The organism is Bartonella sp. SL317 (assembly GCF_059687655.1).
Map to the genome: position 1 here is coordinate 1,630,274 of NZ_CM185144.1, position 25,262 is coordinate 1,655,535.

Here is a 25,262-nt window from a genome sequence, read left to right on the forward strand (position 1 = left end):
CATTAATCTCTTGTTTTAAGAACAGATGATTGATGAATTTTGGAGAAATTTTCTTGATCAATCAGATGCGTAGGATAATATCCAGTAAAATAATGGTCAGTAAATTGTGGATTAGCGTTATTTCGTTTTTCACCTGCTACAGCAAGATATAATCCATCCGTTGAAAGAAATTCTAAAGAGTCTGCTCCAATAAAATTGCACATAGATTTTAAATCAGGATATTGATTTGCTAAAAGGCTTTCAGCTTTAGGGGTATCAATACCATAAAAGTCAGGATAAAAAATCATAGGGCTAGAAACACGCATATGCACTTCTTTTGCTCCTGCATCACGGAGCATTCGCACAATTTTAAGCGATGTTGTTCCCCGTACAATGGAGTCATCAATTAAAATAACCCTTTTTCCTTCAATAATAGGGCGGTTTGCAGAATGTTTTAACTTGACGCCAAAAGCGCGAATTTGTTGTGTTGGTTCGATAAAAGTACGACCAACATAGTGATTACGAATAATACCAAGCTCGAAAGGAATTCCAATTTCTTGTGCATAGCCAATTGCAGCGGGTGTTCCTCCGTCAGGAACAGGAACAACAACATCACCCTCACAAGGGGCTTCCTGTGCTAAACGGATCCCCATATTTTTGCGTGTTGTATAAACACTCCGTCCTCCAACGATGGAGTCAGGACGAGCAAAATAAACATATTCAAACAAGCAAAGTTTTTCTGGCCTTTCATTTTCTGGTTTTATAATTTTTTTCGTAATTTCTCCATTTTTTTGTATTTCACAGATAATGATTTCCCCATTCTTTACATCACGGACATATTTTGCCCCAATAATATCAAGAGCACAAGTTTCGGAACAAAAGATAGGCTTACCATCAAGTTCCCCCATCACGAGGGGTCTAATCCCAGTTGGATCACGTGCTGCAATAAGCTTTGTACGTGTAAGTGCTAACATAGCATATCCCCCTTCTACTTGCCGAATCGCATCAACAAAACGATCAGAGGACGATTCATAACGTGAGCGGGCAATAAGATGGAGAAAAACTTCTGAATCTGATGTTGATTGACAGATAGCACCAGAAGCGATGAGTTCACGGCGTAATGTAAGACCATTGGTAAGATTACCATTATGAGCAATAGCAATGCCTCCAGCTTTCAATTCAGCAAAAAGGGGTTGAACATTGCGTAATGCTACTTCTCCAGTTGTTGAGTAACGTGTATGTCCAATAGCGCGATTTCCTGGCAAGCGTGCAAGTGTTGCAGGGTTTGTATAGTGATCACCAACAAGACCTAAATGCTTTTCTTGATGAAACATTTTATTATGGTAGGAAACAATACCAGCTGCTTCTTGTCCACGATGCTGGAGTGCGTGGAGTCCAAGAGCTGTTAATGTTGCTGCATCTTCATGCCCAAGAATGCCAAAAACCCCACATTCTTCATGAAGGGTATCATCATCTAATGAAAATTCTTGACAGGAAATATTGCTTTTTATCATCATATTCTTTCAGTTGTGATAGAGAAGGATTATTAATATCACATTTTATATTATTTAGTTTTCTTTCCTTGTGAAAAGCTATTCTCCATTTTTTAGAATTGTCTTTTCATGAGGGAGCTCCTTATGCGTATGTTTATCGCTCTCTTTAAATAAATTTTCCGCCTTTTCGAGGACAGATCCAAAATCTTTTGGAAGTATTTCCCAAACCTTTTGTCCCAGTGAATCTAAAATAGGCCTCATTTTAGCATCTTTTAACCAGTTTGCTTGGTGTTCTGGTTTAATCAGGGCATTAATCAACAACATACCGATGACCATAATCAGTAAACCACGAAGTGCTCCAAAAACAAAACCAATAGAACGGTCAAGAAGACCAATTCGACTATCAATAATAAAATCAGAGATCTTCATTGTAATAATTGAAGTAATAATGAGAACAATAATAAAAATTGTGACCAATGTTGTGATCAATGCAATCATTTTATTAGAAAGATATTGTTCAAAGAAAGGTAAGACAGGCTTAAATAAAAGCAATGTCGTAACAGCTGCAACTGCCCAAGAAATCAACGATAACACCTCACGTGAGAATCCTCTAAGCATAGCAAGAAAAGCGGACAACAGGATGATTACTACGACAATTCCATCAAGGATTGTTATGATCATTTGTTTGTTCCTTATACATAAAGTTTTATTCTTTTAAGTCAGTATAAAAATATATTTTTTGTGCTTATAGCAAGGATCTTTTATATTTTATAGAGTTTTTTCTATATTATCATAGCTATGGTAAAAATCATTTTTTACTTGCGGTAAGAGTAGCAACGAGTTCAGGAAGGTCGGAGAAAGTTTTTTGTTGAAAATTAAGCGACTTCATCATTTCGGTTGTTGTCGTGGGATGGAATGCTCCCTGAAAGCCGAGTTTTTTTGCTTCATTGATGCGTTGTGCTGAATGGGCAACAGCGCGGGTAGCTCCTGAAAGACTGACTTCACCAAAATATACATAATCCGTTGGCAAAGGGATATTGGCAAGAGAAGAGACCAAAGCCGCGGCTACAGCTAAATCAGCGGCAGGTTCTGATATGCGATATCCACCTGCCACATTTAGATAGACATCATGCTGCCCAAAGCGAATGCCACAATGAGCTTCTAAAACAGCAAGAATCATAGAAAGACGATTTCCATCCCAACCGACAACCGCACGTCGTGGTGTTCCAAGGGAAGAGGGAGCAACAAGTGCTTGAATTTCTACCAATATTGGGCGTGTTCCTTCCATTCCAGCGAAAACAGCAGCGCCTGGTGCTTTTTCATTGCGTTCTCCTAAAAATAATTCGGATGGATTGATCACTTCGCGTAAGCCTTTATCAGACATTTCAAAGACGCCAATTTCATCTGTTGGCCCGAAGCGATTTTTTACAGTTCTAAGAATGCGATAATGATGTCCTCCTTCACCCTCAAAATAGAGAACGCCATCAACCATATGTTCAACGACCCGAGGACCGGCAATTTGTCCATCTTTTGTCACATGACCAACAAGAACAACAGCGGCTCCTGTTTTTTTAGCAAAGCGTATCATAGCCTGAGCACCAATCCGCACTTGTGTGACAGTGCCGGGAGATGAATCTGCTGTATCTGACCATAAAGTTTGAATGGAATCGATAATCACCATATCAAGGTTTTTATGCTCGCTTAAGGTTGCAAGAATATCTTCAACATTGGTTTCAGCAGCAAGCTTTACCTCTGTATTATGCGCTCCAAGCCTTTGCGCGCGCAGACAAATCTGCGCAATAGCTTCTTCACCTGAGACATAAATAACATTATGTCCTTTGCGTGCTAAAGCGGCAGCTGTTTGTGTGAGCAATGTTGATTTTCCAATACCTGGATCACCACCAACAAGAAGTGCCGATCCACGAACAAAGCCCCCACCGGTAACACGATCAAGTTCAGCAATACCAGAATGAATACGTGGAGCATCTTGGATATCTCCAGAAAGGGATGTAAGGGTGACGATGCGCCCTTTACGAGTATTTTGCTTAGGACCACTTCCTATGCCGCTATTTATATTTTCTTCGATAAGGGAATTCCATTCTCCACAGGCGCTACATTTCCCTGCCCAACGAGAGTGGACAGTTCCACAATTTTGGCAAATAAATTGAACACGGGTGCGTGCCATACTGATTTAACCGATTTGTTCTGGAAGATAATTGCTATCTGCCAGATCACTAAAGCGTGTGAAGTCAGATTGAAAGGCAAGGGATACGACGCCTGTGGGGCCATGGCGTTGTTTTGCAACAATAACATCAGCTTTCCCCATAATTTTATCCATTTCATCTTGCCATTTTGTATGTTCAAAAGTGCCCAATTTTGGTTCTTCATTTTTGAAATAATATTCTTCACGATAGACAAAAAGAACGATGTCGGCATCTTGCTCGATAGAACCAGATTCACGCAAGTCTGAGAGTTGTGGTCGTTTATCCGTTCTATTTTCGACTTGGCGCGAAAGCTGTGAAAGAGCGATAATAGGGATGTTCAATTCTTTGGCTAAGGCTTTGAGCCCCGTCGTAATTTCTGTAATCTCTTGAACACGATTTTCAGATGAACGCTTTGAGCTACTTGTCATAAGTTGGATATAATCGATGATTAAAATATCCAAACCATGTTGTCGCTTAAGACGCCGTGCACGAGCTGCCAATTGCGTAATTGATATTCCCCCTGTTTGATCAATATAAAGAGGCGCCCTTTGGAGTTGGTTTACCGCACGAATAATTTTTGAAAATTGTTCATCTGAAATATTTCCCCGTCGAATATCAGAAGAAGAGACTTCAGTTTGTTCAGAAATAATACGGGTCGCAAGCTGTTCAGAGGACATTTCAAGTGAGAAAAATCCTACAATGCCGCCTTCATTTTCTTCGGTCTTGCCATTACGGTTATAAGCATTGGCAATATTAAAGGCAATGTTGGTCGCTAGTGAGGTTTTTCCCATACCAGGGCGCCCCGCAAGGATAATTAAGTCAGATGCTTGTAATCCTCCCATTCTTTCATCAAGTGTTTTAATATGGGTGGCTATCCCTGATAATTGTGAAGTGCGCCTTTTCGCTGCACTTGCCATATCGATAGCTTTTTTGATAGCTTCATTAAAATTTTCAAATCCACCTCCATATTTTCCTTTTTCTGCAAGCTCAAATAACTGATTTTCAACAGTTTCAATTTGTTGGGCAGGCGTAAGCTCTACAGGAGCATCAAAGGCTGTATTGACAACTTGAGTTCCAAGATTAATCAAAGAACGGCGGATAAAAAGGTCGTAAATAACACGTCCATAATCTTCCGCGTTAATAATGGTGACGGCCTCTTTGGCTAAGCGGACAACATACTGGTATACAGTAATATCTCCAATGTTCTCTTCCATTTGGAGGTGAGGTTTGATCGTAACGGGATCTACATGTTTTCCTATTTTAATAAGGTGAGATAAAACAGTATAAATCTTTTGATGGAGCGGGTCAAAAAAATGTTCTGATTTTAGAAAGTCGGAAACGCGATCGAGAGAATCATTGTTGATAAAGATGGCACCAAGTAATGCCTGCTCAGCTTCAATATTATGCGGAAGTTGACGAAAAGAAGAGGAATCTTCTTTTTTCGAAGAGCTGATATTAACAACGCTAGTTTCTTCCATAATATTATTTTCCACTAAAATTCTAAGTCTAGCAACTTTAGGTGATCAATTTAAAATCATACATTAACAGTATAGAGCTACAAAGCTTCATTTTAAGTTAAAATCATATAATTAAAAAAAATCTTTTTTCGTTGTTCATTTATCATGCGTGTTTTATTGATAGAATAACACCTATTGCGTATATTTTATTTTTACAATATGCACTTTTTAAGTAGCGGATTTAGGTAATCTAAATTTAAGTATTTTGAAGTTACGTGAGATTAAAATTACAATATCCCCATAAGTATAGCTACTTTTCTATAACTGAAATTATTTTAGATCATATGAAGATATAATAAAATGGTTACTCTTTCAAACGTTAAACTTAAGAGTAGAAATCTAAATTATTTTTTACTTATATACTGGCAAAATAAGAACCATTTCCGCTTATTGCTGTTATCATTTTAGGAATGCAATATCTTTAGATTAAAATGTTGCTCATTCTTTCAAAAAACGAGCCTCTATGAGAGTCATAAAATACTCGCACTTTAAAACGTAAGTATTTTATGACCAATATTTTATATGGAATAAAAGATATAAAACAGGAAAAAGAAGCCATTAAGCTTCTTGATGAGGACTGTTTGTATCGTTGTCATTCATTTCTTCTAGCAACAATTCTTCCTGACTTTCTTCTAATGTTTCTTCTGGAATATTATATACTTCTTCAGCAGAAGTAAGCGTTTCACCTTCTGCTTGGCGTTGTGCTTCACTGGCAGAACGTGCAACATTAATAACCACAGAAATCTGAACTTCAGGATGGAGGTTAAGAGTGATGGTGTGAAGACCGATCATTTTTATTGGATGGTTCAGTTCAATTTGATTTCGTGCAATAGAAAAACCTTCATTCGTTATGATTTCAGAAATATCACGCGTTGATACAGATCCATAAAGTTGTCCTGTTTCACCAGCAGAACGAACAACGATAAATGATTGACCATCAAGTTTTTCAGCAATTTTTTGTGCTTCGCTTTTGCGTTCAAGATTACGTGCTTCAAGCTGTGCACGTTGTATCTCAAAATGTTTTTTATTCGCTTCATTTGCACGTAAAGCTTTCCCTTGAGGCAAGAGAAAGTTACGTGCATAACCATCTTTAACTGAGACAATATCACCCATCTGGCCAAGACGAGGAATGCGCTCAAGTAAAATAATATCCATAGTTTTTCCTTTCGAATAAATAAATTTAGGGAAGTTTTTTGCGTGATTGAAAGTTGTATTGAATAGCGGCCCAAATCCCCATCAAAAGCATCATGAAAGAAACAGGTGGGAAAAAAACAACAGTTAAAATAGCAATATAGACAAGCGAAAGTATAATAACCCGACCGTTTACCCCTTTTGTAATATTGTGAAGGTAGGCTAAACCGCTAATTGATATGATGACAGTATAGGCAGAGCTAAAGACATATGTTCCCAAATTAAGAGAATCGCTCAATTCAATCATTGATGCAATGGAAACAACAACGAAAATAACAATTCCAGAAATTGGAAGACGAAGGGTTTTGCTCCAATCATCTCGAGGTCTTTTTAGCCACTTCATATATTGAGCTGTCATTATTGAAAAATAAAGATTACCAATGAGAAAAACCAAACTATAAACTGTTAGAATAATAGCTGCTAGAGTTGCAGCATGCGCCATTACAAACTCACTAATATTAAGTATATCAGCTTCCTTTAATGATTGCGATTGTTGTAGAGCTTGTACTATATTTGCAGCGATTCTTTGTGCAACGAAAGGGCTATCTGGGCGGGCTTTTACATAGAGTCCAATGAAGGTTACCATAAAAGCAATAAAGTTTGTTAAATGAAAAATAACAGATGATAAAGGGTACCATATCAGTGTATTTTCTTTTTGCTCTGGTCGTGCAAGCCCAAGGAGCCAAGAAGCATAAACAGCAGGAAGAAAAGATAACAGCATAAGCCCAAGAGCAATATAGATATCAGTGACGATGACAAGAATAACAGTTGCACTGATTAAGGCAATAAAGCTAGCAAATGTTCCTTGGCCAAATGCAACAATAAAAATTGGTAATGAAAGAAAGCAACCAAGAAGTAGAGATAAAGAGGGTACTATCTTTTCAACACTGATGATCGCCACTCCTATCACAGCAGCAAACAACCCAGCTAAAACACCGGTCAATATCTCATCAGTACGATCTTTTTTCATTTATTGCTGTCCTGCTTTTTTGCAGTTAGAGGTATCGAAATACCTCAACTATAATATTTAATAGCCTAACATAGTATATAATAAGCCATTTTCCTAAACCATACAAGAAAAGCAACTGAAGAGTTTCTCCAGTTGCACAAGTGTCCTGATCGTTTACTTTATAACATATGGGAGTAAGCCTAAAAAGCGAGCACGTTTGATCGCGTTAGCTAATTCACGCTGCTTTTTCTGACTAACAGCTGTAATCCGTGAAGGAACAATTTTCCCACGTTCAGAAATATAACGTTGCAATAATTTGATATCTTTATAATCAATTTTGGGAGCATTCGTTCCTGAAAAAGGACATGTTTTACGACGACGATGAAAGGGACGACGTGTAGAGGTTTGATTAGTGTCAGCCATCATTCTACCCCTTCTATAGCACTTTCGCGTTGACGACGTGGAGAACGAGAGCGCTCTTCATCCTGACCAATGTGGGCATTACGATCAAGGTGTGAGAGCATTGCAGATTTTTCTTTTTCGTGTTTTTCTACACGAATAGTCATGTAACGCAAAATATCTTCATTGATTCGCATCTGACGCTCCATTTCAGCGATTGCTGCAGCTGGCGCATCGATGTTGACCAAGGCATAATAAGCCTTACGGTTTTTACGAATACGATAAGCAAGAGGACGAAGTCCCCAATTTTCTACACGCCCAACTTTTCCACCGTGCGTTTCAATGACACCTTTGTAAAGGTTCAAAAGTTCATCAACTTGCTGTGGTGCAATATCTTGTCGGGCAAGGAACATATGTTCATAAAGAGCCATTGTTTTGCCTTTCTTCAATTAAGTCTTACCGGTTTTAGCGCAAAGCCTCTGCGACTTGTCTTTTTTGGAAATCCAAAGAAGAAAGGACGCTTTTACAATTCGAGACATCTCAGAGCGGAGATACGGGAGGCCGGAAACATTGTATTTCCTACTGATATTCTACAGCCCTCCGTTCAACCTCCAGCTAAAATGCCGGCAACGAACATTTCACATCTACAGGTTATTTTAAAAAATAGCAAGTTTACGCACATAAAAAAATTGATTTATTAAATCTTGATATATTTTCACTATATTTCCCTCTTCTTCTACAAAAGCGATAATGCTGTAACATACAGATAAAGGAGATAAAAATGGACTTGTTAAACCAGATTGATGTGACACTTTTTAAGATGCTTGTCGGCAATCATCAATCTTGGTCGATTTTAATTTTGTTTAGTATTTTTTGCGCAAAATTTTTAATTTACATTATTCCTCTTCATCTATGTGCGTTGTGGTTTTGTGGTGGAGAAAGGGAACGGTGTGTCGTGCTAAGCATTTGCATGAGCATTTGTACGGCTCTTTTTATAGGTTATTTGATTTCTCTCATTTATTTCCATCCACGTCCATTCGTTGTAGGGTTGACGACACCGCTGATTAAACATCGTGCAACAGCTTCTTTTCCTAGTAATCATGCTTTAACCATTGCATCTTATACAGCGAGCTTTTATTTTTACCGATACAAAGGGACTTTTAAATGTGCTGTGGTATTTTTATGCTTGATCTGTTGGGCACGCATTTTTGTTGGGGTACATTATCCTTTTGATATTTTAGCAGGTATAATTTTAGGAATTCTCATAAGTTTGTGCGTTATTCAGTTTATCGCTCCTTATTTTCCTAAGTTTTTATATCAAATTCCGCCCTTAAAATATAATTTTAAGAGAGATATTCATTCTAAATAAAGCACTTTATCTTGACTTTTTGTGGATGAATAAGGTCAAAAGAAAATAATTAATGGCATAATTTTAGGAGTCGGTTAATGGGTGCAGCTTTTATTTTTCCAGGGCAAGGGAGTCAACTTGTTGGAATGGGAAAGGCGCTTGCAGAGCAATTTGTTGCAGCGCGAATGGTTTTCGAGGAAGTTGATGATGCTTTGGGGGAAAAATTATCAGAGATCATTTTTGAAGGACCTGCTGATGTTTTAACGTTAACAGCCAATGCCCAGCCAGCACTCATGGCTGTATCTATGGCTGTCATTCGTGTGATGGAACAATTAGGGCTTCGTATAGAAGAAAAGGTAAAGTTTGTTGCTGGTCATTCTTTAGGAGAATATTCAGCTCTTTGTGCTGCTGGTACATTCAGTCTCACAGATACGGCAAGGCTTTTGCGTATTCGTGGCAATGCCATGCAGGCTGCTGTTGCGGTTGGTGAAGGTTCTATGGCAGCTCTTATCGGTTTGGAAGAGCAGGTTGTGGAAGAAATTTGCCAAACTGTTTTGGGAGAAGGACTATGCCAGATTGCCAATGATAATGGTGGGGGGCAAATTGTTATTTCAGGTGTTGCAAAAGCCGTTGAGAAAGCAGTAGAGATTGCCTCAACAAAAGGCGCAAAACGTGCACTTCTTCTTCCAGTTTCCGCTCCTTTTCACTCAATGTTAATGCAGCCTGCTGCCGATGCCATGAAGAAAGCACTTTTGACTGTTAACAAAGCAGCGCCTATTATTCCTTTGATTGCCAATGTTTCTGTTGCACCAGAAAGCGATCCTGAGCGTATTGCTACTCTTCTTGTTCAACAAGTAACAGGAAGAGTGCGGTGGCGTGAAACAATAGAATGGATCGGTGCGAATGGGGTTGATACGCTTTTTGAGGTTGGTTCTGGAAAAGTATTAACAGGTCTAACGCGTCGTATTAATAAGGATATAAAAGGAATAACAATTGGCACAGTTGATGAAATAGAAGCAGCACTAGAGATGCTTGGTACTTAATCTATGAAGGAGTTAAAAAATGTTTAGATTAGTAGGACGTAAAGCTCTTGTAACGGGGGCATCGGGAGGAATCGGTGAGGCAATTGCACGTTGTTTCCATGCACAAGGAGCCATTGTTGGACTTCATGGAACACGTGAAGAAAAGCTTCAAGAAATAGCAGCAGAATTAGGACAGAATGTTTTTATATTTCCCGCTAATCTTTCTGAACGTCAATCGATTAAACAATTGGCTGAAGCTGCAGAAAAAGAAATGGATGGTGTTGATATTTTAGTTAACAATGCGGGAATCACCAAAGATGGTCTTTTTGTGCGTATGCAAGATAAAGACTGGGACAATGTTTTAGAAGTTAATTTAACGGCTGCTTCTCTTTTGACGCGTGAATTAACACATTTTATGATGCGCCGTCGTTATGGAAGGATTATTAACATTACATCTGTTGTGGGTGTTGTGGGTAATCCTGGCCAAACGAATTATTGTGCTGCAAAGGCAGGCTTGATAGGTTTTTCTAAAGCTTTGGCACACGAAATTGCTTCACGAAATATTACTGTCAACTGTATTGCTCCAGGATTTATTAAATCTGCTATGACAGATAAGCTTAACGAAAAGCAAAAAGAGAATATTATGGCTGCGATTCCGATGAAACGTATGGGAAGTGGGCAAGATATAGCAGCAGCAGCTGTTTATTTAGCGAGCGATGAAGCATCTTATATGACAGGCCAAACACTCCATATTAATGGTGGAATGGCAATGATTTGAGTATTTTCTTGTATTCCACATTGATTTATAAGACGTATTATTTTAGATAGTAACAGTTGAAATGGAAAGATGCGTCTGTTTCTTTAATAAGGTCGTTGATCAATTGATGTAAAAATGTCAGATTGGTCCATTTTGGAGGGGATATCCACAGGATGTTTTAAATCATTGCTAAAATCTTTTAAAGAATGCATCTATTGCTTGATTAGATGAGTCAATATAGTTAACCAAATTATATAGTTAACCAAATTATAGGAAAATATAAATTTGAGGATTGCAACATGAGTGATACAGTAGAGCGCGTTAAGAAAATTATTGTGGAACATCTTGGGGTTAATGCTGATAAAGTCGTAGAAAACGCAAGCTTTATCGATGATTTAGGGGCTGATAGCCTTGATACGGTTGAGCTCGTTATGGCTTTTGAAGAAGAATTTGGTGTAGAAATTCCAGATGAAGCTGCTGAAACGATTTTCACAGTGGGTGATGCAGTCAAGTTCATTGATAAAGCTTCTGCATGATTGCTAAAAGGCAAAGGCATTTATTGCTTTTGCCTATATTCTACAGGCTTTTTTTGAAAAGAAAGCTTTGAAAGCTGAAGTTTAGTTCAAGGTTAGAAGTTATGAGACGTGTTGTTGTTACTGGTTTAGGATTAGTATCACCATTAGCTGGTAATGTTGAGTATAGCTGGAAACGACTTCTGGAAGGAAGAAGTGGTGTTCGGCGTGTTACTGAGTTTGATGTATCTGATTTGCCATGCCAGATTGCAGCACGTATCCCCTTAGGGGATGGAACAGAAGGAACTTATAATCCTGATTTGTATATGGAACCTAAAGAGCAACGTAAGGTTGATGCATTTATCGTTTATGCAATGGCTGCTGCTAACCAAGCGCTTGCAGATGCTGAATGGTTTCCTAAAAATGATGAAGATCAGATTTGCACAGGGGTATTAATTGGTTCTGGGATTGGAGGAATTGAGGGCATTGTTGAGGCTGGTTATACGCTTCGTGATAAAGGTCCACGTCGTGTTTCCCCATTTTTTATTCCAGGTCGTTTGATTAATCTTGCTTCTGGTTATGTGTCTATTCAATATGGTTTACGAGGACCTAATCATTCTGTCGTAACAGCTTGTTCGACAGGGGCACATGCGATTGGTGATGCCGCGCGTTTGATTATGTTTGGTGATGCAGATGTTATGGTAGCAGGGGGGACCGAATCTCCAATAAATCGAATATCTCTTGCAGGGTTTTCTGCTTGTAGAGCTCTTTCTACTTGTCGCAATGATGATCCTGAACGAGCTTCACGCCCTTATGATGTTGATCGTGATGGTTTTGTGATGGGGGAGGGAGCCGCAGTTGTTGTTTTAGAAGAGCTGGAACATGCCAAAAGGCGAGGGGCACGTATTTATGCTGAGGTTATCGGCTATGGTTTATCGGGTGACGCTTACCACATTACGGCGCCTTCAGAAAGTGGTGAAGGGGCTCAGCGTAGTATGATGGCAGCTCTTAAGCGTGCACAAGTGAATGTGAGTGAACTTGATTATATTAATGCTCATGGGACATCGACGATGGCTGATTCCATAGAGTTAGCAGCTGTTGAGCGTGTTTTAGGGAGTTCTGCCTCACAAGTTTCTATGTCATCAACGAAATCATCTATTGGGCATTTACTGGGTGCTGCCGGTGCTGCTGAGGCTATTTTTTGTGTTTTAGCCATACGGGATAATATAGCCCCAGCGACCCTTAATCTTGACAATCCGTCGATTGAAACGAAAATCGATCTTGTGCCGCACAAGCCGCGTGAACGAAAGATTGATACGATACTTTCAAATTCTTTTGGATTTGGTGGGACAAATGCATCGTTAGTGATGCGACGTTTTAGGGGATAATAAGTATTTTCATTTAATTTCTGCTTTTGAATTTTCTCCTTTATTATAATTATAAGGTGAAAGGGAAATTATAATATTGTCCTTAATTTCTATTGAGGGGTTATGTCCGATATGAAAAATCATTAAAGGACAGAAGTGATTCCTCTTCGAATCATTGAAGCAGATATATGACATGCTAACACATAAAAAACGAAAGAAATCATTTATCGTCCGTAACCCATTGGTTATTATCGGTCATTCTTTTCTTATGCTGATTGTTATTATTCTTTTTGGCATAAGTATTCCTCTTTATATTGGAAAAAGTATTTTTGAGGAAAAGGGAAAAATTGAGGAAGAACAAGTTGTTCTTATTCATCCAGGAACAGGAATTCGTGAGATTGCTTCATTGCTAGAAAAGCGTGGTTTCATTCGGTCATCAGATATTTTTGTTTATGGGGTTGGTTATCACCAAAATACAACTCACCTGAAGGCTGGTGAATATTTAATTCCAGCCCATGCATCAATGCGAGATATTATGGATATTCTTGTGAAAGGAAAATCCATTGAGTATACGTTTACAGTACCAGAAGGTTTAACAGTTCAGCAAGTTTTTGATCGATTAGCGGAAAATGAAATTTTGATTGGGGATCTTCCAAAAGTTTTGCCTCCAGAAGGCTATTTGATGACGGATACTGTTCGTTTTATTCGAGGGACGACGCGTGAAGAAATTATCAAAAGATTGCTCGAAGGACAGAAAAAATTAATTCATAGAATATGGGCTACACGTTCACCTGATTTACCCATTAAATCAATTGATGAATTTGTCATATTGGCCTCAATTGTTGAGAAAGAAACAGGAGTTGCTGCAGAAAGACCAATGGTTGCTGCGGTATTTTATAACCGCCTTGCAAGACACATGCGTCTTCAATCGGATCCAACGGTAATTTATGGTCTCTTTGGAGGAAAAGGAAAGCCATCCGGTCGTGCAATTTACCGTTCAGATCTTGAGAAGGAAACACCTTATAATACTTATAAAATTAATGGTTTGCCGCCAACAGCTATTGCAAATCCAGGGCGCGATTCTTTGAAAGCGGTGGCACATCCACCAAGCAGTGATGCGCTTTATTTTGTTGCAGATGGTTCAGGAGGGCATGTTTTTTCTCGAACCTTAGAAGAACATAATGTGAATGTTCGCAAATGGCGAGAATTAAAGGCAAAAAATTGATTTATAATGATATCGAATCTTTTGGTTTCGTAAATGAGAGTCGAAATAGAGTAAGATTTTTCTATGTAAACTTTTGATAAGAGTGATAAAAAAATCGTTTTCTTATATGTTACGAGTAGAGTGAATGTATGAATAAAAAATCTTTAAAAAATAAAGTAATATATTTATGATAAATTATTTCAATGGAAGAACAAAAGAAAACAATTGATTGGGAAAAAGGTTGAGATAATGTATCACTCAAATTTTGAAAAAAATGATGAACAAAGTAGAGTGGTATAATGACAGACTTTGAAAGTGCATTGAATAGGATAAAAACAAACCAACGTCGTGGTTTTTTATTTATTCTCTCTTCACCTTCAGGTGCTGGTAAATCAACAATTTCTCGGTTACTTCTAAAAGATGGACAATTAGAGCTTTCTGTCAGTGTGACAACAAGGAAAAAGCGTCCTAGTGAAGTCGATGGACTCCACTATCACTTTATTTCAAAGGAAGAGTTTGAACATAAACGTGATAGAAATGAATTTATTGAATGGGCAGAAGTCCATGGGAATTATTATGGCACGTTACGTGAAACTGTTGAAGATGCATTGAGCGCTGGTCGTGATATGTTGTTTGATATTGATTATCAAGGCACTGAGCAGATGCAAAAAAAGATGCTAGGAGACACCGTATCTGTTTTTATTCTCCCTCCATCAATGAAAGAGCTTGTTTCACGTTTACATCGTCGAGCAGAAGATAGTCAAGATATCATCAATTTACGACTGGAGAACGCACGAACGGAGCTAACACATTGGCATTCTTACGATTATGTAGTTATCAATGAGGATTTAGATCAGTCTTTATCACTTATTAAATCAATTTATTTAGCTGAAACCGCAAAACGCGAGAGATGTGCTTTTCTTGGCTCTTTTGTTGATAGACTTATTGCTGAAAATATTGACAAATGACTTTATTAAAAAAGAATGCATAACAAAAGGTACACTTTTTAAAGCATAAGATGCGCTAAAGTTACAAATTCGGAAATAGAGAGCGTTTCAGCACGGCGCGTTCCATCAATGCCAGCTTTTTCTAACAGCACTGCACCTCCAAGTGTTTTGAGGTTTTGACGAAGCATTTTTCGTCTTTGTCCAAAAGCGGTTTTTGTGACGAGGCTTAATTTCTGTGCAGAACAGACAAGAGGTCGTGTTCGTGGAATAATATGAACAACGGAAGATGTGACTTTAGGCGCCGGTATGAAAGCTTGAGGAGGCACATCAAAAGCAATTTTAGCCGTGGTACGCCAGCCAGTTAAGACACTAAGACGTCCGTAATGAGAAGATTGAGGTTTGGCTGTAATCCGTTGGGCAACCTCTCGTTGAAACATCAATGTCATTGATTCATAAAAAGGAGGCCATGGTTCCACTAACAGCCAATTTAATAAGAGTTGTGTTCCAATATTATAAGGAAGATTGGCAATAATGCGTGGTTTTTCAGGGCTTGTTTCAAAGAGTTTTGAGAAATCTTGTTTTAGGGCATCATTACAGATAACTTTTAACTTGTTCGGATAGTGCTTTTCTATTTCTAAGAGAGCCGGTATACAACGCTCATCACGCTCTATGGCTGTTACAATAGCACCCTTTGCAAGCAAGGCGCGTGTGAGACCTCCAGGACCTGGTCCAACTTCAATAATGGGCTTTCCTTCTATATTTCCTGCTTGATGAGCAATTTTAGAGGTTAAATTCAGATCAAAAAGAAAATTTTGTCCCAAAGATTTATGAGCTTGTAAGCCATATGTATCAATGACTTCACGCAGAGGAGGGAGATTATCTATTGGCATGGTATCAAACTATTTTTTGCAAGTTGATTTGCAAGCTTAAGAGCAGCAATAAAGCTTTCAGGAGAAGCTATGCCTTTATCAGCAATGTCAAAAGCAGTTCCGTGATCTGGAGATGTGCGAATAAAAGGGAGACCTAACGTAACATTAACGGTCGTATCAAATTCTAATGTTTTAACAGGGATAAGGGCTTGATCATGATACATGCAAAGAGCAACATCATATGTCTTTCTTGCACATTCGTGGAACATTGTATCAGCAGGAAGCGGGCCTGTAATATTGAGTCCTTTCTTTTTAAGATATTCAATAGCAGGCATGATAACTTCAAACTCTTCTCTTCCCATTGCTCCTCCTTCTCCAGCATGAGGATTAAGACCAGCAACAGCTAAGCGGGGCGATGTTATTTTAAAACGTGTTTTTAAGTCATATTCAGTAATGAAGGCTGTTTGAGTGATTAAATGATGGGTCAGCTGTGAAGGAACATCTTTGATTGGAATATGAACAGTCGTTGGAACTGTCTTTAATCGAGGTCCTGCCAACATCATAACTGGATGATAACATTTATGAAAAGCTTTATGAGCCAAATCGGCTAAAAATTCTGTATGACCTGGAAATTCAAATCCGACATCATAAAGATTCTTTTTTGCAATAGGACAAGTGACAAGAGCACATGCATGACCATCATGAATTAATTGAACACAGCGTTCAATCGCTTCAATGATTCCAGCGGCATTGTCTGATGAAGATATACCTACTTGATCACTTTGTTTGTTTTTTAACGGTATAACAGGAAGAGCATTTTGAAAATTTTTTACAGAATTGGTGGCTAAAACAGATTCCACCTCAACATCAATCTGTAAAAAACGAGCGCGTGAACGAATAACATCTGGATCAGCAATAAGAACAAAAGGTGGAACTTGACGGTTAACACGTAAATTCCACGCTTTTAAAGCTATTTCAGGACCAATTCCGGCAGGATCACCACCACTAACAACAAGAGCAGCCATTATTGAATACGTGCGACACGCCGTAGTTCTTCTAAATATTTTTCGCTTAATTCTTCAAGTTTTTTAGGACTTCTTTTTTTACTGTCTTGAAGAGAAAATATTAGCCGCGCAACATAATCATCAGAAACTCTTTTTATTTTGCAAACAGCAATTGCTTCGATTCCATCAGATGTTTCTTGCAATTTTGTCATCTTTCCAGCAGGTGTTGCAAGAATAGCTTGCTCCCATGCACTGGGAAGTTGAGGTTCCAGAAATTTTCCTAAATGGCGAATTGTAACATCTAAAATACCTCTTGCTTGATTGTGGGCATTTGCACATCCACGGAAATGCGCGCGGAAATTACTTGCTTCTCTTTGACGTCTTTCAAAGATTTCTGAGCGACGATGTGCAGGAATGACAAAAATAATGCGCTGTAATGTATATTCATTGGTTGAAGGTTTAACACCACCATTTTTTAATATTCTGCGTACAGCTTCTTGTTCGCTAATCATACCTGTTTCAGCTTGATAACGTGCGCTAACAAGACGACCCCACCCTATTTGTCCACGGATGTAATCTTTAAAGTGTTGCACAGTAATATCACTTTGGATCAGAATCTGATTAAGCTGATCAATGGTCATATTATTTTGTGTTGCAAAGTTTTCAAAAGCTCTATCAACTTCATCATTGCTCACTTCAATATTACGGCGTTTTATTTCAATATCTTTCAACTTTTCGTCAATAAGCTCTTTTTTAGCCTGTGCTACCAAATTGCCTTGTTTTTGTTGCAGTCTTAGAAAAGCAACACGCCTTTGTATATCATAATTTGTAATGGGGTTACCATTAACTGTAACAACAATAGCAGTCTGCGCAAAGGCCAACGGAATAAAAAACTCATTTATTAGGAGGCCGCTTATACTCAAAGACGTAATATAAAATAAAGCAAGAACACGCTTTTTCAATTTATTCATGTAAATAGGCTTTCGCATTGTTTATTAATTCTCATCAACAACTTAAATTATACACTTTCTTTCATAAAAACAATAATAAGTTAAATCACTTATACATTCTCTTTATAAATTTGAATCTATCTTTTTTCCGATATCCGCGATTGTACGCAATGAAAAAGAGAAATTAAAGTTTTGTAAGGGGGCTTTTTTCCCTGGATTTATTACCTGTTGATAACCGAATGTAACACCGAAACATTCATCTGCATAATTCAAGCTAATTCCTCGCTTTATAAATGTACCAGATACAAGATCATAAGCGGCGTTGCTATTAATAGACCAATAGTCTGCCAGTTTAAGTCCTGTTTGAAAAGAAATTTCTTGGCGCTTGTTTGGATATTCATAATTTGGTTGGCGTGCGATATAAGCATATTGGACAGAGGCCCACAAAAAACTCCACTTTTGTGATGCTTCAATTTCACTACGGCGGATTTTTCCTGTTTTTTTATCAAAGCGTCCACGCGTTTCTAAGGAAAAGCCGTTTTTATGGGTTGCACCAAACATTGCAACATAATCTGAACGTTTTTCCTCTAAGCTAGAATGAATACCGACATTAACAAAGTCTTTTTCTGCAAAAGAATTTTTCCCTGCGAGATGAAAAGATTGTCCAATAAGACCATAAAGAGACCAATTCTCATTAAAGCTTCCAGAATATCTTAGACCTATATTGGCTCTTGTGCCTCCTTCTACACGATCATAACCAGAAAATTTATCTCGTTGAAAGAGAGTGGTTGCATCAAAGACAAAGCTTTGTGCATCTTCATTAGGAAGTTGTCCGATATATTGTTCGTTATTGCGTATAAAAATTTGTGCGGTTGGTTCTATAATATGTGTAGAATGACCAGTTGTAATGAGTAAGGGATAGCGTGCCTCCAATCCTGCTGTTGCCATGCCACGAATTTTTGAGCCGTGAATTATGGATAAGGTATTGTTTTCTACAGAAGGTGCATGATTTTCTTTTCCATTGACTGTAAGGATATCGGCTCGTAGAGAGAAAAGAGGGGTTAATATGAGTCCATTGTGCGTATTGAAGCGCCTTTTCCACTGAATCTCATTTGTTAAACGCAAACTATTTCCAGCCATACCAGAAAGTCTCACTGTATTGAGAGGATTTTTGTTCCAGTCGGGTGAATTGAAGTCAGCATGAGAACGATAAATTGATTGCATATTGCTATGGAAAGTTAGCTCTCCATTATAAATAGGCTCATCTGGTGTGAAAGAGTAATCAATACGTGGTAGAACCCACGCTTGCCGAGAATGACGTTCATAATAAGGATCATTCAATACCGAATCTTGAATTTTAAAATGATAAAATCGCATATCAAAATGGTTTTTCCCTGCAAGACCGTTCAGATAGATCTGAGAAAGTTGTGTAGGATTTCTATAATTTTCAAGTTTATAGGCACGGCTAAAATGTCGATCCGATTGTGCAAGAATATCCCATCCATAAGTCCAATGTGCATTAATACGAAAGTCCCCCTTTGTCGCTAGCATATAACGGTTTTTATATTGTGCATCAATTGTATCACTATCAAATCTATGCGGTTTCATTTGATATATATGAGCAAAACGAATATTATAACGGCCCGTTTTTAAACGCTGACGCCATTCTCCTTCGGTTAAAAGTCCTTGTTGAGTATAAATGGTAGAAGAAAGCGTGAAATCATAATGGGGGGCGAGATTCCAGAAATAAGAATTCTTTATGCCCATACCAAGATAATTAGTAAAAGAAAAATGAGGCGTAAGCAGACCGCTAGCACGCTTGATAGTTGGATCATAGAGTTCAAAAGTTGGAAGTTTTATAATGGGGACACCAAAAACTTCAAAGCTGCTATTTTCAAACCGAATTTTTTTGACACTATTATTCCATATGATCTTTCTGGCTTTAATTTTCCACAAGACCTCTCTATCTGGTTTATAGGAGCATGGTTCACAGGCTGTATAGGTTGCATGTTCAAAGACTGTTATTTGATTGTTTGTTCGTGTTGCATTTTGGGCTGCAAAGTGAACATTATTGACCGTATCAATTCGTAAGGCATTTACAAAACCCTCGCCAAGGTCTTTGGTCATATCAATTTGATTGGAATAAATTTTATTTCCATCTTTTTGAGTAATTTCAACATTCCCTTGTGCAATAAGCCGTCCTGTTTTTTGATTGTAAATAATTTTTTGAGCGACAACTTTATTGCCATTATATTCGATATGGACATTCCCTTGTGCAGAAACAGTGTTTTCATCACGATTATAGATGAGTTCATCCGCAGAGAGCAAAAGAGGAAGTTCCGGATTTTGAATGCGACTTTGAGAAGAAGACATAATGCTTTGAGTGTGCGCACTATAAGGCAAAGCTCCCCCTAAAATAATTCCCATGACACTTCTAAAAGCAAGAGCACTTAGTTTTTTTAAAATAATTTTTTTATGTGTTAATGCTTTCACTTAGCCATCCTCTTTATGAAGTAAAAAAGAGATTCCCAAGAATAATGCAATAACAACCGGTGTCCAAGCGGCAATAATTGGTGGAATATATCCAGCATTACCAAATGCCTGAACAAGTACGGAAACAACATAAAGCATAAACCCAGCGATGACGCCACCAAGAATCAACATTCCAGATTGGCCAGAACGTGTAAAATTTAAAGAGACAGTTGCCGCAATAAGAGTCATTGCCACAAGCAATGCTGGTAAGGCAATCAAAGATTGTAAATACATATCAAAATTATGGGCAGAATGGCCAAATGAACGTGCAATCATAATTTTTTTGGGCAATTGGTAAAATGGAATAGTCGCCGGATTTACTAAACGTTCCGTTAAAAATTCAGGTTTTAGATTGGTCTTTATTTGCAACACGGAAAATTTTTCAGGGGGATGCCCTATTTTATAGATTGTTCCATTTGTTAAGAGCCAAGCACCATTGGTTAAGGTTGCTTTTGGGGCGTTAATCCAATTTTTGACGGTTGCGTTATTCTTATATTGTACAAAGGTTGCATCGAGAAGAGAAAGTCCTTGATCGGTGATAAATTTAGCACCAATGGTTGTTCTGCCTAAGTCTGTACGCTGTGTTAACCAATGAATACGTGGATTATGAAGAGGTGTTAGCACATTACTATTGCGCCATTCAGTCATCATTTTTTCTGCTTTAGAAAATCCCCATGCCGCAAGGGGGTTAATGAGAAAAATTGAAAATAGTCCCAAAAGCAAAGCTCCCAAACAGGCTGGCATAAGAAATTGCCATGCAGAAACACCAATTGAACGCGTTATCACAAGTTCAAGTTTTTTGTTAAGCGAGATAAGCGTTGCCATGGCTGAAAAGAGCGCAATAAAAGGGATAAGCTGTTGCATAATAAAAGGGATGCGTAAAACAGAAAGGAAAAAAGCATCTTTTGCTGTGTAATGCGCAAGAGAGGGGAGTCTGCCAGAATTTTCTGTAAAATCGATTAAAAGAGCAAGAACAAAAATGCCCCCCAAAAAATAACAAGTTATTTTAAGGTAACGTATAAAAAAATAACGTCCAAGTGTCCACCCAATCATGATATTTCATCCGGAAAATCTTGAGATTTTCGATGTTTAAATTTGTTCATTACTTTTTGAAAAAAAAATTGAAATATCTCATTAAGTTTTGTGGGAAGGCCAATTTTATGATTTGTTAAAAGCATAAACGAGACCAATATACTTGTTCCTATGGGTGTAATATAAAGAAAAGGAACATATGCAAGATCGTTCTTTGCTTTTTCAGCGAAGAAATATCCTATCCAATAGACCAGAAAAGAAAGGGCAATTGCCAAGAAACTTGTAGCGTGACGAGCTTGTCGATGGGAGCGCACATCGCCTGCCGCTGCTAATGCAATAAGTGAAAAAACGATAGGATAGAGCCATTGTGTTAGTCGGCGGTGAAACTCAGCTCTATACTGGAGTGGTTTTCGTTGATAATAGGGATCTTTTGGATCTGGATTTTGTAAATAAGAAAGAGATCGATCTTTGGGATAAAGAGTAGGTGTTTTATCGTTGGGGATAAACTCCCCTAGGCTAAAGGTATATGAGCTAAATTGAACGATTGAAACACTGTTGTTTTGATGGTTTATTCTTTCTATTTCACCGTTATTGAGAACTAAAAAGCGACCGTTTTGATTGTTTACAATGGAGGCTTTTGTTGCATAATAAAAAAGATCAGTTTTAGGATCACGCTGGTCGGCAATGAAAAGACGTTCAAGTGTTCCGTTTGGATTCCGTTCGCCAATTTCTATGTAAAGGTTATTGGCAAGTTTTTGAAAGCTTCCTTCACTAATCAACAGATTAATAAGATCAAAATGGGCACTTGCGAGCATTTGTCGCATATAAAGACGTGCTTGAGGAACAACAAAATTAGCGATAGAAAAAGAGATACATGATGCAACAATAGCAAGCAGAAGAATAGGTTTCCAAACAGTAGTTCTCGGAAAACCAGAGGCATTGATAACAGCAAGTTCTGAGTCTTGATTCATTGTTGAAAGGATGGTTGTAACTGCAATCACTAATGCAAATGGAATAACAAGAAAAATAACAGAAGGAACCAATGAAAGTGAAAATTGTAAGACTGTAAGGAGTGTTTGTTTACTTGTTGTAAGAAAGTTTATCCGCGCAAGAATCTGTACTGTCCAACTCACACTTACAGCTGCAACCATGACAGAACTAAACAAAACAAAGACACGTTTCAGAATGTAGAACTCAATAATACGCATAAATTAGGGAATATCCTCAGTCTTTAATTCGACAGCAAATATTCTTATTGCTCTCGGTTAAAATGTAATAAAATAAAAAAACACCCCTCCCTACATTGGATATTTTCACCCTAATACAAAATTACTCACTAGATTCCTTTTAATTCTTCCACGCATTATATTTTATTTTCAAAGATAGTCTACAAAGAATCTAGAAAATAACTTAAAAGCTTTTTATTAACGTTGAAAATAATTTTTTTGCCTTTTTTTTAAGAGCCTTTTAAAGAAACGAGAAAAAAGCTGATACAGCTCAATAGAAAAAGAGGTTTATATCTTGAACCATTTCCTTTTATATAAGGGATATAGAATTTTCTCTAAAAAAGATGTTGGCTTTTTATAAAGAATAATGAGGGCTTAAGAGATTGGATATTTTATTCTATCATTTGACGCAGTCAACGCTGAAAGACATTTTGCCAACGCTTGTGGAGCGGGCATTAGCACGTTTTGGTAAAGTAACAATACAATGTGTGAGTAAAGAACAACGTGATTCTATAGATATGCATTTATGGGTTTATGCTGATGAATCATTTATTGGACATGGAACAGAGTGTGATCAATATTCAAGCTTTCAGCCTGTATTTCTGACGACAGGACAAGAAAACCCCAATGATTCAAAGATTCGTTTTCTCGTCGAGGGAGCCGTTTGTTCCAATATTGATGCTTATCAACGGCTTGTTGTGCTCTTTGATGGTAGAAATAATGAGCAGTTGAATTTTGCACGGGAACAGTGGAAAAAATATAAAATGAAAAATCATAATTTAACGTATTGGCAACAGAGTGAAGATCGTAGTTGGGAAAAACAGGTTTAATGCGTCTTGTATCTTTTGTTCTGATTTTTATAGGATTGCTAGGAATGATCAATCCAGCACTTTTTATTGCGGAGGGATCGGGAGGAGGGCGTTGGGTCTTTCTTGTGATTCTTCTTTTAGGTGTACTAAAAATATGGCCTATAAGTAAAACAATGAAACGGCGTGATGATAATGATTGATCGCATTTTGCTTGTTTTATGGGCTGTGATATTGGCTTTTTTTTGTGTCTCGTGGTTGGGGACAACGCATATCTTATCAGGAATATTCGCTGTTACTGATATGAGCAATATTGCGGACTTTTTATTTTTCTTTTTGAGTGCATTGTTTGCAGGAATATTGTGGTGGAGTATACCGCAGCCTCTGTCTTTAAAAACGAGACTGGCAGCATTTTTGCTGCCAGTCCTTATTTTATTTTTCCTCACAATATTTTAGTTGGATATTTCATCATCTGTAAATCCGACAAAGCAAATCAGTGAAATAAAAGAAGCAAGAAGCAAATAATAGCCGATATAAGATGTATCGAAATGTTGCACCAGATATTCTGCAATATAAGGCGCAAGAGAGGCACCTACGATACCCGATAAGTTGAAGGTGATAGAAGAACCTGTGTATCGAATGGCTGTTGGGTATGGTGAAGCCAAAACAGCACCAAGAGGGCTATATATCATTCCCATGATAGATAAACCAATGACAGACATTGCAAGCACTCCTATAATTCCAGAATTTAAGAAATAAGGAATTGCGAAAGAATAGATACCAGTGATGATTGTAACCCAAATCATCAAAGTTCTCCGTCTAATACGATCAGCGAGTTTTCCAGTGATAACAGTAAAAATTCCACAGAAAATAGCACCGATAATTTCGACTTGAAGAGCTTGATAAAACGGTAATTGTAGATGATTTGTTGAGTAGCTCAATAAATATGCACTAACCAAGTAAAACAAAACAAATGTCGCCATACCAGAAAATATGCCAAGAAATAGGATTCGTGGACATTTTAAAAAGACATCGATGATAGGAACTCTAACACGTTCTTTACTTTCAAGCGTTTTTTTGAATTGAACAGTTTCATTGATTGAAAGACGGACCCATAATCCTATAATCATGAAAACAACTGAAGCAATAAACGGAATGCGCCATCCCCAAGCTAAAAGTTCATCATGATCGAGAAAATACAAAAGAGCTAAATAAACAGCAATGGATAAAAACAAGCCGATTGGAACACCCAATTGGGGGAACATTGCATACCAGCCGCGTTTTTCTGGTGGAGCATTTTCTGTTGCCAGCAAAACTGCTCCTCCCCATTCTCCTCCTAACCCCATTCCTTGTCCAATACGGCACAAAGTTAAGAGGAAAGGGGCAATCCATCCAGCGGTTTCATACGTGGGAAGAAAACCAATAATGACTGTTGAAAGCCCCATTGTGAGAAGAGAGGCGATCAGTGTTGTTTTTCTTCCAATTTTATCTCCAAAATGTCCAAAGACAATTGATCCAACGGGGCGGGCAAAAAAGGCCGCTCCAAAAATAAGGAAAGATTGCAAAATGGCAATCTGATCATTTTGTGTTGGAAAAAACACATGAGGAAATATGAGAGCTGCGGCAGTGGCAAAGACATAGAAGTCAAAAAATTCAATTGTTGGGCCAATAAGGCTTGCAAATAAAATGCGACGAGGGGAATTTCTGTTGCTTATACCTTGTATTTCTGAGTTTATAGACATGAATAGAATGTCCCTTTCAGTATATGACAAATCAAATATGAATTAACTAACTATAATTATAAAAATTTCAAATCAGTGTCGAGTTGATATTATGCATATTCTCAATATATTAGAACATTCTCAATATATTAGAATAATGATTATAAATTGATGAGCATGAATAAGTGTTTTGGGAATTATTAAAGTTGAAATGAATAAAAAACTATTTTCAA

Annotated in this window: 24 protein-coding genes and 1 pseudogene; 10 read left to right on the top strand and 15 right to left on the bottom strand. The window is 37.8% G+C overall.

Translation table 11 applies throughout. The annotated features are described in order from the left end of the window. Nucleotides 1-2 precede the first annotated feature (2 nt). The 8 genes from purF to rpsF all read right to left on the bottom strand — a co-directional run bounded on the left by purF (nt 3) and on the right by rpsF (nt 8,163). Nucleotides 3-1,496, bottom strand: a complete 1,494-nt coding sequence (gene purF / locus AC6ER9_RS06715) for an amidophosphoribosyltransferase (protein WP_497074005.1) — start codon at nt 1,494-1,496, stop codon at nt 3-5. Between the two features lie 75 nt (nt 1,497-1,571). After that, nucleotides 1,572-2,153 (bottom strand): CvpA family protein, encoded by a 582-nt coding sequence (locus tag AC6ER9_RS06720; RefSeq protein WP_497074006.1) that lies wholly within the window; start codon nt 2,151-2,153, stop codon nt 1,572-1,574. A 127-nt stretch (nt 2,154-2,280) separates the two neighbouring features. Continuing rightward, nucleotides 2,281-3,657 (bottom strand): DNA repair protein RadA, encoded by a 1,377-nt coding sequence (gene radA, locus AC6ER9_RS06725; RefSeq protein ID WP_497074007.1) that lies wholly within the window; start codon nt 3,655-3,657, stop codon nt 2,281-2,283. Between the two features lie 6 nt (nt 3,658-3,663). Further along, nucleotides 3,664-5,154 carry a replicative DNA helicase gene (locus AC6ER9_RS06730; protein ID WP_497074008.1) on the bottom strand — a complete coding sequence of 497 codons (1,491 nt, stop codon included), beginning with the start codon at nt 5,152-5,154 and terminating at the stop codon, nt 3,664-3,666. A 597-nt stretch (nt 5,155-5,751) separates the two neighbouring features. Then, nucleotides 5,752-6,348: a 50S ribosomal protein L9 gene (gene rplI / locus AC6ER9_RS06735; RefSeq protein WP_497074009.1), complete on the bottom strand. Its 597-nt coding sequence runs from the start codon at nt 6,346-6,348 to the stop codon at nt 5,752-5,754. Between the two features lie 25 nt (nt 6,349-6,373). Next, the gene (locus AC6ER9_RS06740; RefSeq protein WP_497074010.1) at nt 6,374-7,354 is read right to left on the bottom strand and encodes a hypothetical protein; all 981 of its coding nucleotides are present in this window, start codon (nt 7,352-7,354) and stop codon (nt 6,374-6,376) included. A gap of 153 nt (nt 7,355-7,507) precedes the next feature. Further along, the gene (gene rpsR / locus AC6ER9_RS06745) at nt 7,508-7,756 is read right to left on the bottom strand and encodes a 30S ribosomal protein S18 (protein ID WP_497075301.1); all 249 of its coding nucleotides are present in this window, start codon (nt 7,754-7,756) and stop codon (nt 7,508-7,510) included. Further along, complete coding sequence (gene rpsF / locus AC6ER9_RS06750) at nt 7,756-8,163, bottom strand: 30S ribosomal protein S6 (RefSeq protein WP_497074011.1); 408 nt, start codon at nt 8,161-8,163, stop codon at nt 7,756-7,758. The genes rpsR and rpsF overlap by 1 nt, the downstream gene beginning before the upstream one ends. A gap of 350 nt (nt 8,164-8,513) precedes the next feature. Between rpsF and AC6ER9_RS06755 the strand changes: the two genes are divergently transcribed. The 7 genes and pseudogenes from AC6ER9_RS06755 (at nt 8,514) to gmk (ending at nt 14,910) form a co-directional block, all read left to right on the top strand. Beyond that, on the top strand, nt 8,514-9,101 hold the full coding sequence (locus AC6ER9_RS06755) for an undecaprenyl-diphosphatase (RefSeq protein WP_497074012.1): 588 nt from the start codon (nt 8,514-8,516) through the stop codon (nt 9,099-9,101). A gap of 77 nt (nt 9,102-9,178) precedes the next feature. Next, on the top strand, nt 9,179-10,123 hold the full coding sequence (gene fabD / locus AC6ER9_RS06760) for an ACP S-malonyltransferase (RefSeq protein ID WP_497074013.1): 945 nt from the start codon (nt 9,179-9,181) through the stop codon (nt 10,121-10,123). Nucleotides 10,124-10,142: 19 nt separating this feature from the next. Next, nucleotides 10,143-10,880 (top strand): 3-oxoacyl-[acyl-carrier-protein] reductase, encoded by a 738-nt coding sequence (gene fabG / locus AC6ER9_RS06765; RefSeq protein WP_497074014.1) that lies wholly within the window; start codon nt 10,143-10,145, stop codon nt 10,878-10,880. A 278-nt stretch (nt 10,881-11,158) separates the two neighbouring features. After that, a complete protein-coding gene (locus AC6ER9_RS06770) occupies nt 11,159-11,395 on the top strand; it encodes an acyl carrier protein (RefSeq protein WP_004860281.1) in 237 nt (78 codons plus the stop codon). A 101-nt stretch (nt 11,396-11,496) separates the two neighbouring features. Beyond that, on the top strand, nt 11,497-12,759 hold the full coding sequence (gene fabF / locus AC6ER9_RS06775) for a beta-ketoacyl-ACP synthase II (RefSeq protein ID WP_497074015.1): 1,263 nt from the start codon (nt 11,497-11,499) through the stop codon (nt 12,757-12,759). A gap of 92 nt (nt 12,760-12,851) precedes the next feature. Continuing rightward, nucleotides 12,852-13,963, top strand: a pseudogene (gene mltG / locus AC6ER9_RS06780) (endolytic transglycosylase MltG). Nucleotides 13,964-14,241: 278 nt separating this feature from the next. Further along, complete coding sequence (gmk, locus tag AC6ER9_RS06785) at nt 14,242-14,910, top strand: guanylate kinase (RefSeq protein WP_497074016.1); 669 nt, start codon at nt 14,242-14,244, stop codon at nt 14,908-14,910. A gap of 38 nt (nt 14,911-14,948) precedes the next feature. On the opposite strand, the gene rsmA is transcribed toward gmk, so the two are convergent. The 6 genes from rsmA to lptF form a co-directional block, all read right to left on the bottom strand. After that, nucleotides 14,949-15,779 carry a 16S rRNA (adenine(1518)-N(6)/adenine(1519)-N(6))-dimethyltransferase RsmA gene (rsmA, locus tag AC6ER9_RS06790; protein WP_497074017.1) on the bottom strand — a complete coding sequence of 277 codons (831 nt, stop codon included), beginning with the start codon at nt 15,777-15,779 and terminating at the stop codon, nt 14,949-14,951. Continuing rightward, nucleotides 15,770-16,783 (bottom strand): 4-hydroxythreonine-4-phosphate dehydrogenase PdxA, encoded by a 1,014-nt coding sequence (pdxA, locus tag AC6ER9_RS06795; RefSeq protein WP_497074018.1) that lies wholly within the window; start codon nt 16,781-16,783, stop codon nt 15,770-15,772. Before pdxA ends, rsmA begins: the two co-directional genes overlap by 10 nt. Then, the gene (locus AC6ER9_RS06800) at nt 16,783-17,733 is read right to left on the bottom strand and encodes a SurA N-terminal domain-containing protein (protein ID WP_497074019.1); all 951 of its coding nucleotides are present in this window, start codon (nt 17,731-17,733) and stop codon (nt 16,783-16,785) included. Before AC6ER9_RS06800 ends, pdxA begins: the two co-directional genes overlap by 1 nt. A gap of 102 nt (nt 17,734-17,835) precedes the next feature. Further along, complete coding sequence (locus AC6ER9_RS06805) at nt 17,836-20,205, bottom strand: LPS-assembly protein LptD (RefSeq protein WP_497074020.1); 2,370 nt, start codon at nt 20,203-20,205, stop codon at nt 17,836-17,838. Further along, nucleotides 20,206-21,297: an LPS export ABC transporter permease LptG gene (gene lptG / locus AC6ER9_RS06810; RefSeq protein WP_497074021.1), complete on the bottom strand. Its 1,092-nt coding sequence runs from the start codon at nt 21,295-21,297 to the stop codon at nt 20,206-20,208. It abuts the gene before it with no gap. Further along, entirely contained in the window at nt 21,294-22,484 is a 1,191-nt protein-coding gene (gene lptF / locus AC6ER9_RS06815; RefSeq protein ID WP_497074022.1) for an LPS export ABC transporter permease LptF, read from the bottom strand. Before lptF ends, lptG begins: the two co-directional genes overlap by 4 nt. Nucleotides 22,485-22,885: 401 nt before the next feature. Here lptF and AC6ER9_RS06820 point away from each other — a divergent pair, with 401 nt between their 5' ends. The 3 genes from AC6ER9_RS06820 to AC6ER9_RS06830 are packed head-to-tail and all read left to right on the top strand — an operon-like array spanning nt 22,886 to nt 23,764. After that, the gene (locus tag AC6ER9_RS06820) at nt 22,886-23,332 is read left to right on the top strand and encodes a DNA polymerase III subunit chi (RefSeq protein WP_497074023.1); all 447 of its coding nucleotides are present in this window, start codon (nt 22,886-22,888) and stop codon (nt 23,330-23,332) included. Beyond that, nucleotides 23,332-23,511 (top strand): hypothetical protein, encoded by a 180-nt coding sequence (locus AC6ER9_RS06825; protein ID WP_497074024.1) that lies wholly within the window; start codon nt 23,332-23,334, stop codon nt 23,509-23,511. The genes AC6ER9_RS06820 and AC6ER9_RS06825 overlap by 1 nt, the downstream gene beginning before the upstream one ends. Further along, nucleotides 23,498-23,764: a hypothetical protein gene (locus AC6ER9_RS06830; RefSeq protein ID WP_497075302.1), complete on the top strand. Its 267-nt coding sequence runs from the start codon at nt 23,498-23,500 to the stop codon at nt 23,762-23,764. The genes AC6ER9_RS06825 and AC6ER9_RS06830 overlap by 14 nt, the downstream gene beginning before the upstream one ends. On the opposite strand, the gene AC6ER9_RS06835 is transcribed toward AC6ER9_RS06830, so the two are convergent. Then, complete coding sequence (locus AC6ER9_RS06835; RefSeq protein ID WP_497074025.1) at nt 23,761-25,050, bottom strand: MFS transporter; 1,290 nt, start codon at nt 25,048-25,050, stop codon at nt 23,761-23,763. The genes AC6ER9_RS06830 and AC6ER9_RS06835 overlap by 4 nt on opposite strands. Nucleotides 25,051-25,262: the final 212 nt, after the last annotated feature.

Excerpts from the sequence above, each read along its gene's own strand:
- AC6ER9_RS06720 (WP_497074006.1), bottom strand. The coding sequence starts at position 2,153 with ATGATCATAACAATCCTTGATGGAATTGTCGTAGTAATCATCCTGTTG.
- AC6ER9_RS06800 (WP_497074019.1), bottom strand. The coding sequence starts at position 17,733 with ATGAATAAATTGAAAAAGCGTGTTCTTGCTTTATTTTATATTACGTCT.
- lptF (WP_497074022.1), bottom strand. The coding sequence starts at position 22,484 with ATGCGTATTATTGAGTTCTACATTCTGAAACGTGTCTTTGTTTTGTTT.
- rpsF (WP_497074011.1), bottom strand. The coding sequence starts at position 8,163 with ATGGCTCTTTATGAACATATGTTCCTTGCCCGACAAGATATTGCACCA.
- pdxA (WP_497074018.1), bottom strand. The coding sequence starts at position 16,783 with ATGGCTGCTCTTGTTGTTAGTGGTGGTGATCCTGCCGGAATTGGTCCT.
- AC6ER9_RS06730 (WP_497074008.1), bottom strand. The coding sequence starts at position 5,154 with ATGGAAGAAACTAGCGTTGTTAATATCAGCTCTTCGAAAAAAGAAGAT.
- AC6ER9_RS06830 (WP_497075302.1), top strand. The coding sequence starts at position 23,498 with ATGATAATGATTGATCGCATTTTGCTTGTTTTATGGGCTGTGATATTG.
- fabG (WP_497074014.1), top strand. The coding sequence starts at position 10,143 with ATGTTTAGATTAGTAGGACGTAAAGCTCTTGTAACGGGGGCATCGGGA.
- gmk (WP_497074016.1), top strand. The coding sequence starts at position 14,242 with ATGACAGACTTTGAAAGTGCATTGAATAGGATAAAAACAAACCAACGT.
- AC6ER9_RS06740 (WP_497074010.1), bottom strand. The coding sequence starts at position 7,354 with ATGAAAAAAGATCGTACTGATGAGATATTGACCGGTGTTTTAGCTGGG.
- AC6ER9_RS06825 (WP_497074024.1), top strand. The coding sequence starts at position 23,332 with ATGCGTCTTGTATCTTTTGTTCTGATTTTTATAGGATTGCTAGGAATG.
- AC6ER9_RS06835 (WP_497074025.1), bottom strand. The coding sequence starts at position 25,050 with ATGTCTATAAACTCAGAAATACAAGGTATAAGCAACAGAAATTCCCCT.
- fabF (WP_497074015.1), top strand. The coding sequence starts at position 11,497 with ATGAGACGTGTTGTTGTTACTGGTTTAGGATTAGTATCACCATTAGCT.
- purF (WP_497074005.1), bottom strand. The coding sequence starts at position 1,496 with ATGATGATAAAAAGCAATATTTCCTGTCAAGAATTTTCATTAGATGAT.
- AC6ER9_RS06755 (WP_497074012.1), top strand. The coding sequence starts at position 8,514 with ATGGACTTGTTAAACCAGATTGATGTGACACTTTTTAAGATGCTTGTC.
- lptG (WP_497074021.1), bottom strand. The coding sequence starts at position 21,297 with ATGATTGGGTGGACACTTGGACGTTATTTTTTTATACGTTACCTTAAA.
- rplI (WP_497074009.1), bottom strand. The coding sequence starts at position 6,348 with ATGGATATTATTTTACTTGAGCGCATTCCTCGTCTTGGCCAGATGGGT.
- radA (WP_497074007.1), bottom strand. The coding sequence starts at position 3,657 with ATGGCACGCACCCGTGTTCAATTTATTTGCCAAAATTGTGGAACTGTC.
- AC6ER9_RS06770 (WP_004860281.1), top strand. The coding sequence starts at position 11,159 with ATGAGTGATACAGTAGAGCGCGTTAAGAAAATTATTGTGGAACATCTT.
- rsmA (WP_497074017.1), bottom strand. The coding sequence starts at position 15,779 with ATGCCAATAGATAATCTCCCTCCTCTGCGTGAAGTCATTGATACATAT.
- fabD (WP_497074013.1), top strand. The coding sequence starts at position 9,179 with ATGGGTGCAGCTTTTATTTTTCCAGGGCAAGGGAGTCAACTTGTTGGA.
- rpsR (WP_497075301.1), bottom strand. The coding sequence starts at position 7,756 with ATGGCTGACACTAATCAAACCTCTACACGTCGTCCCTTTCATCGTCGT.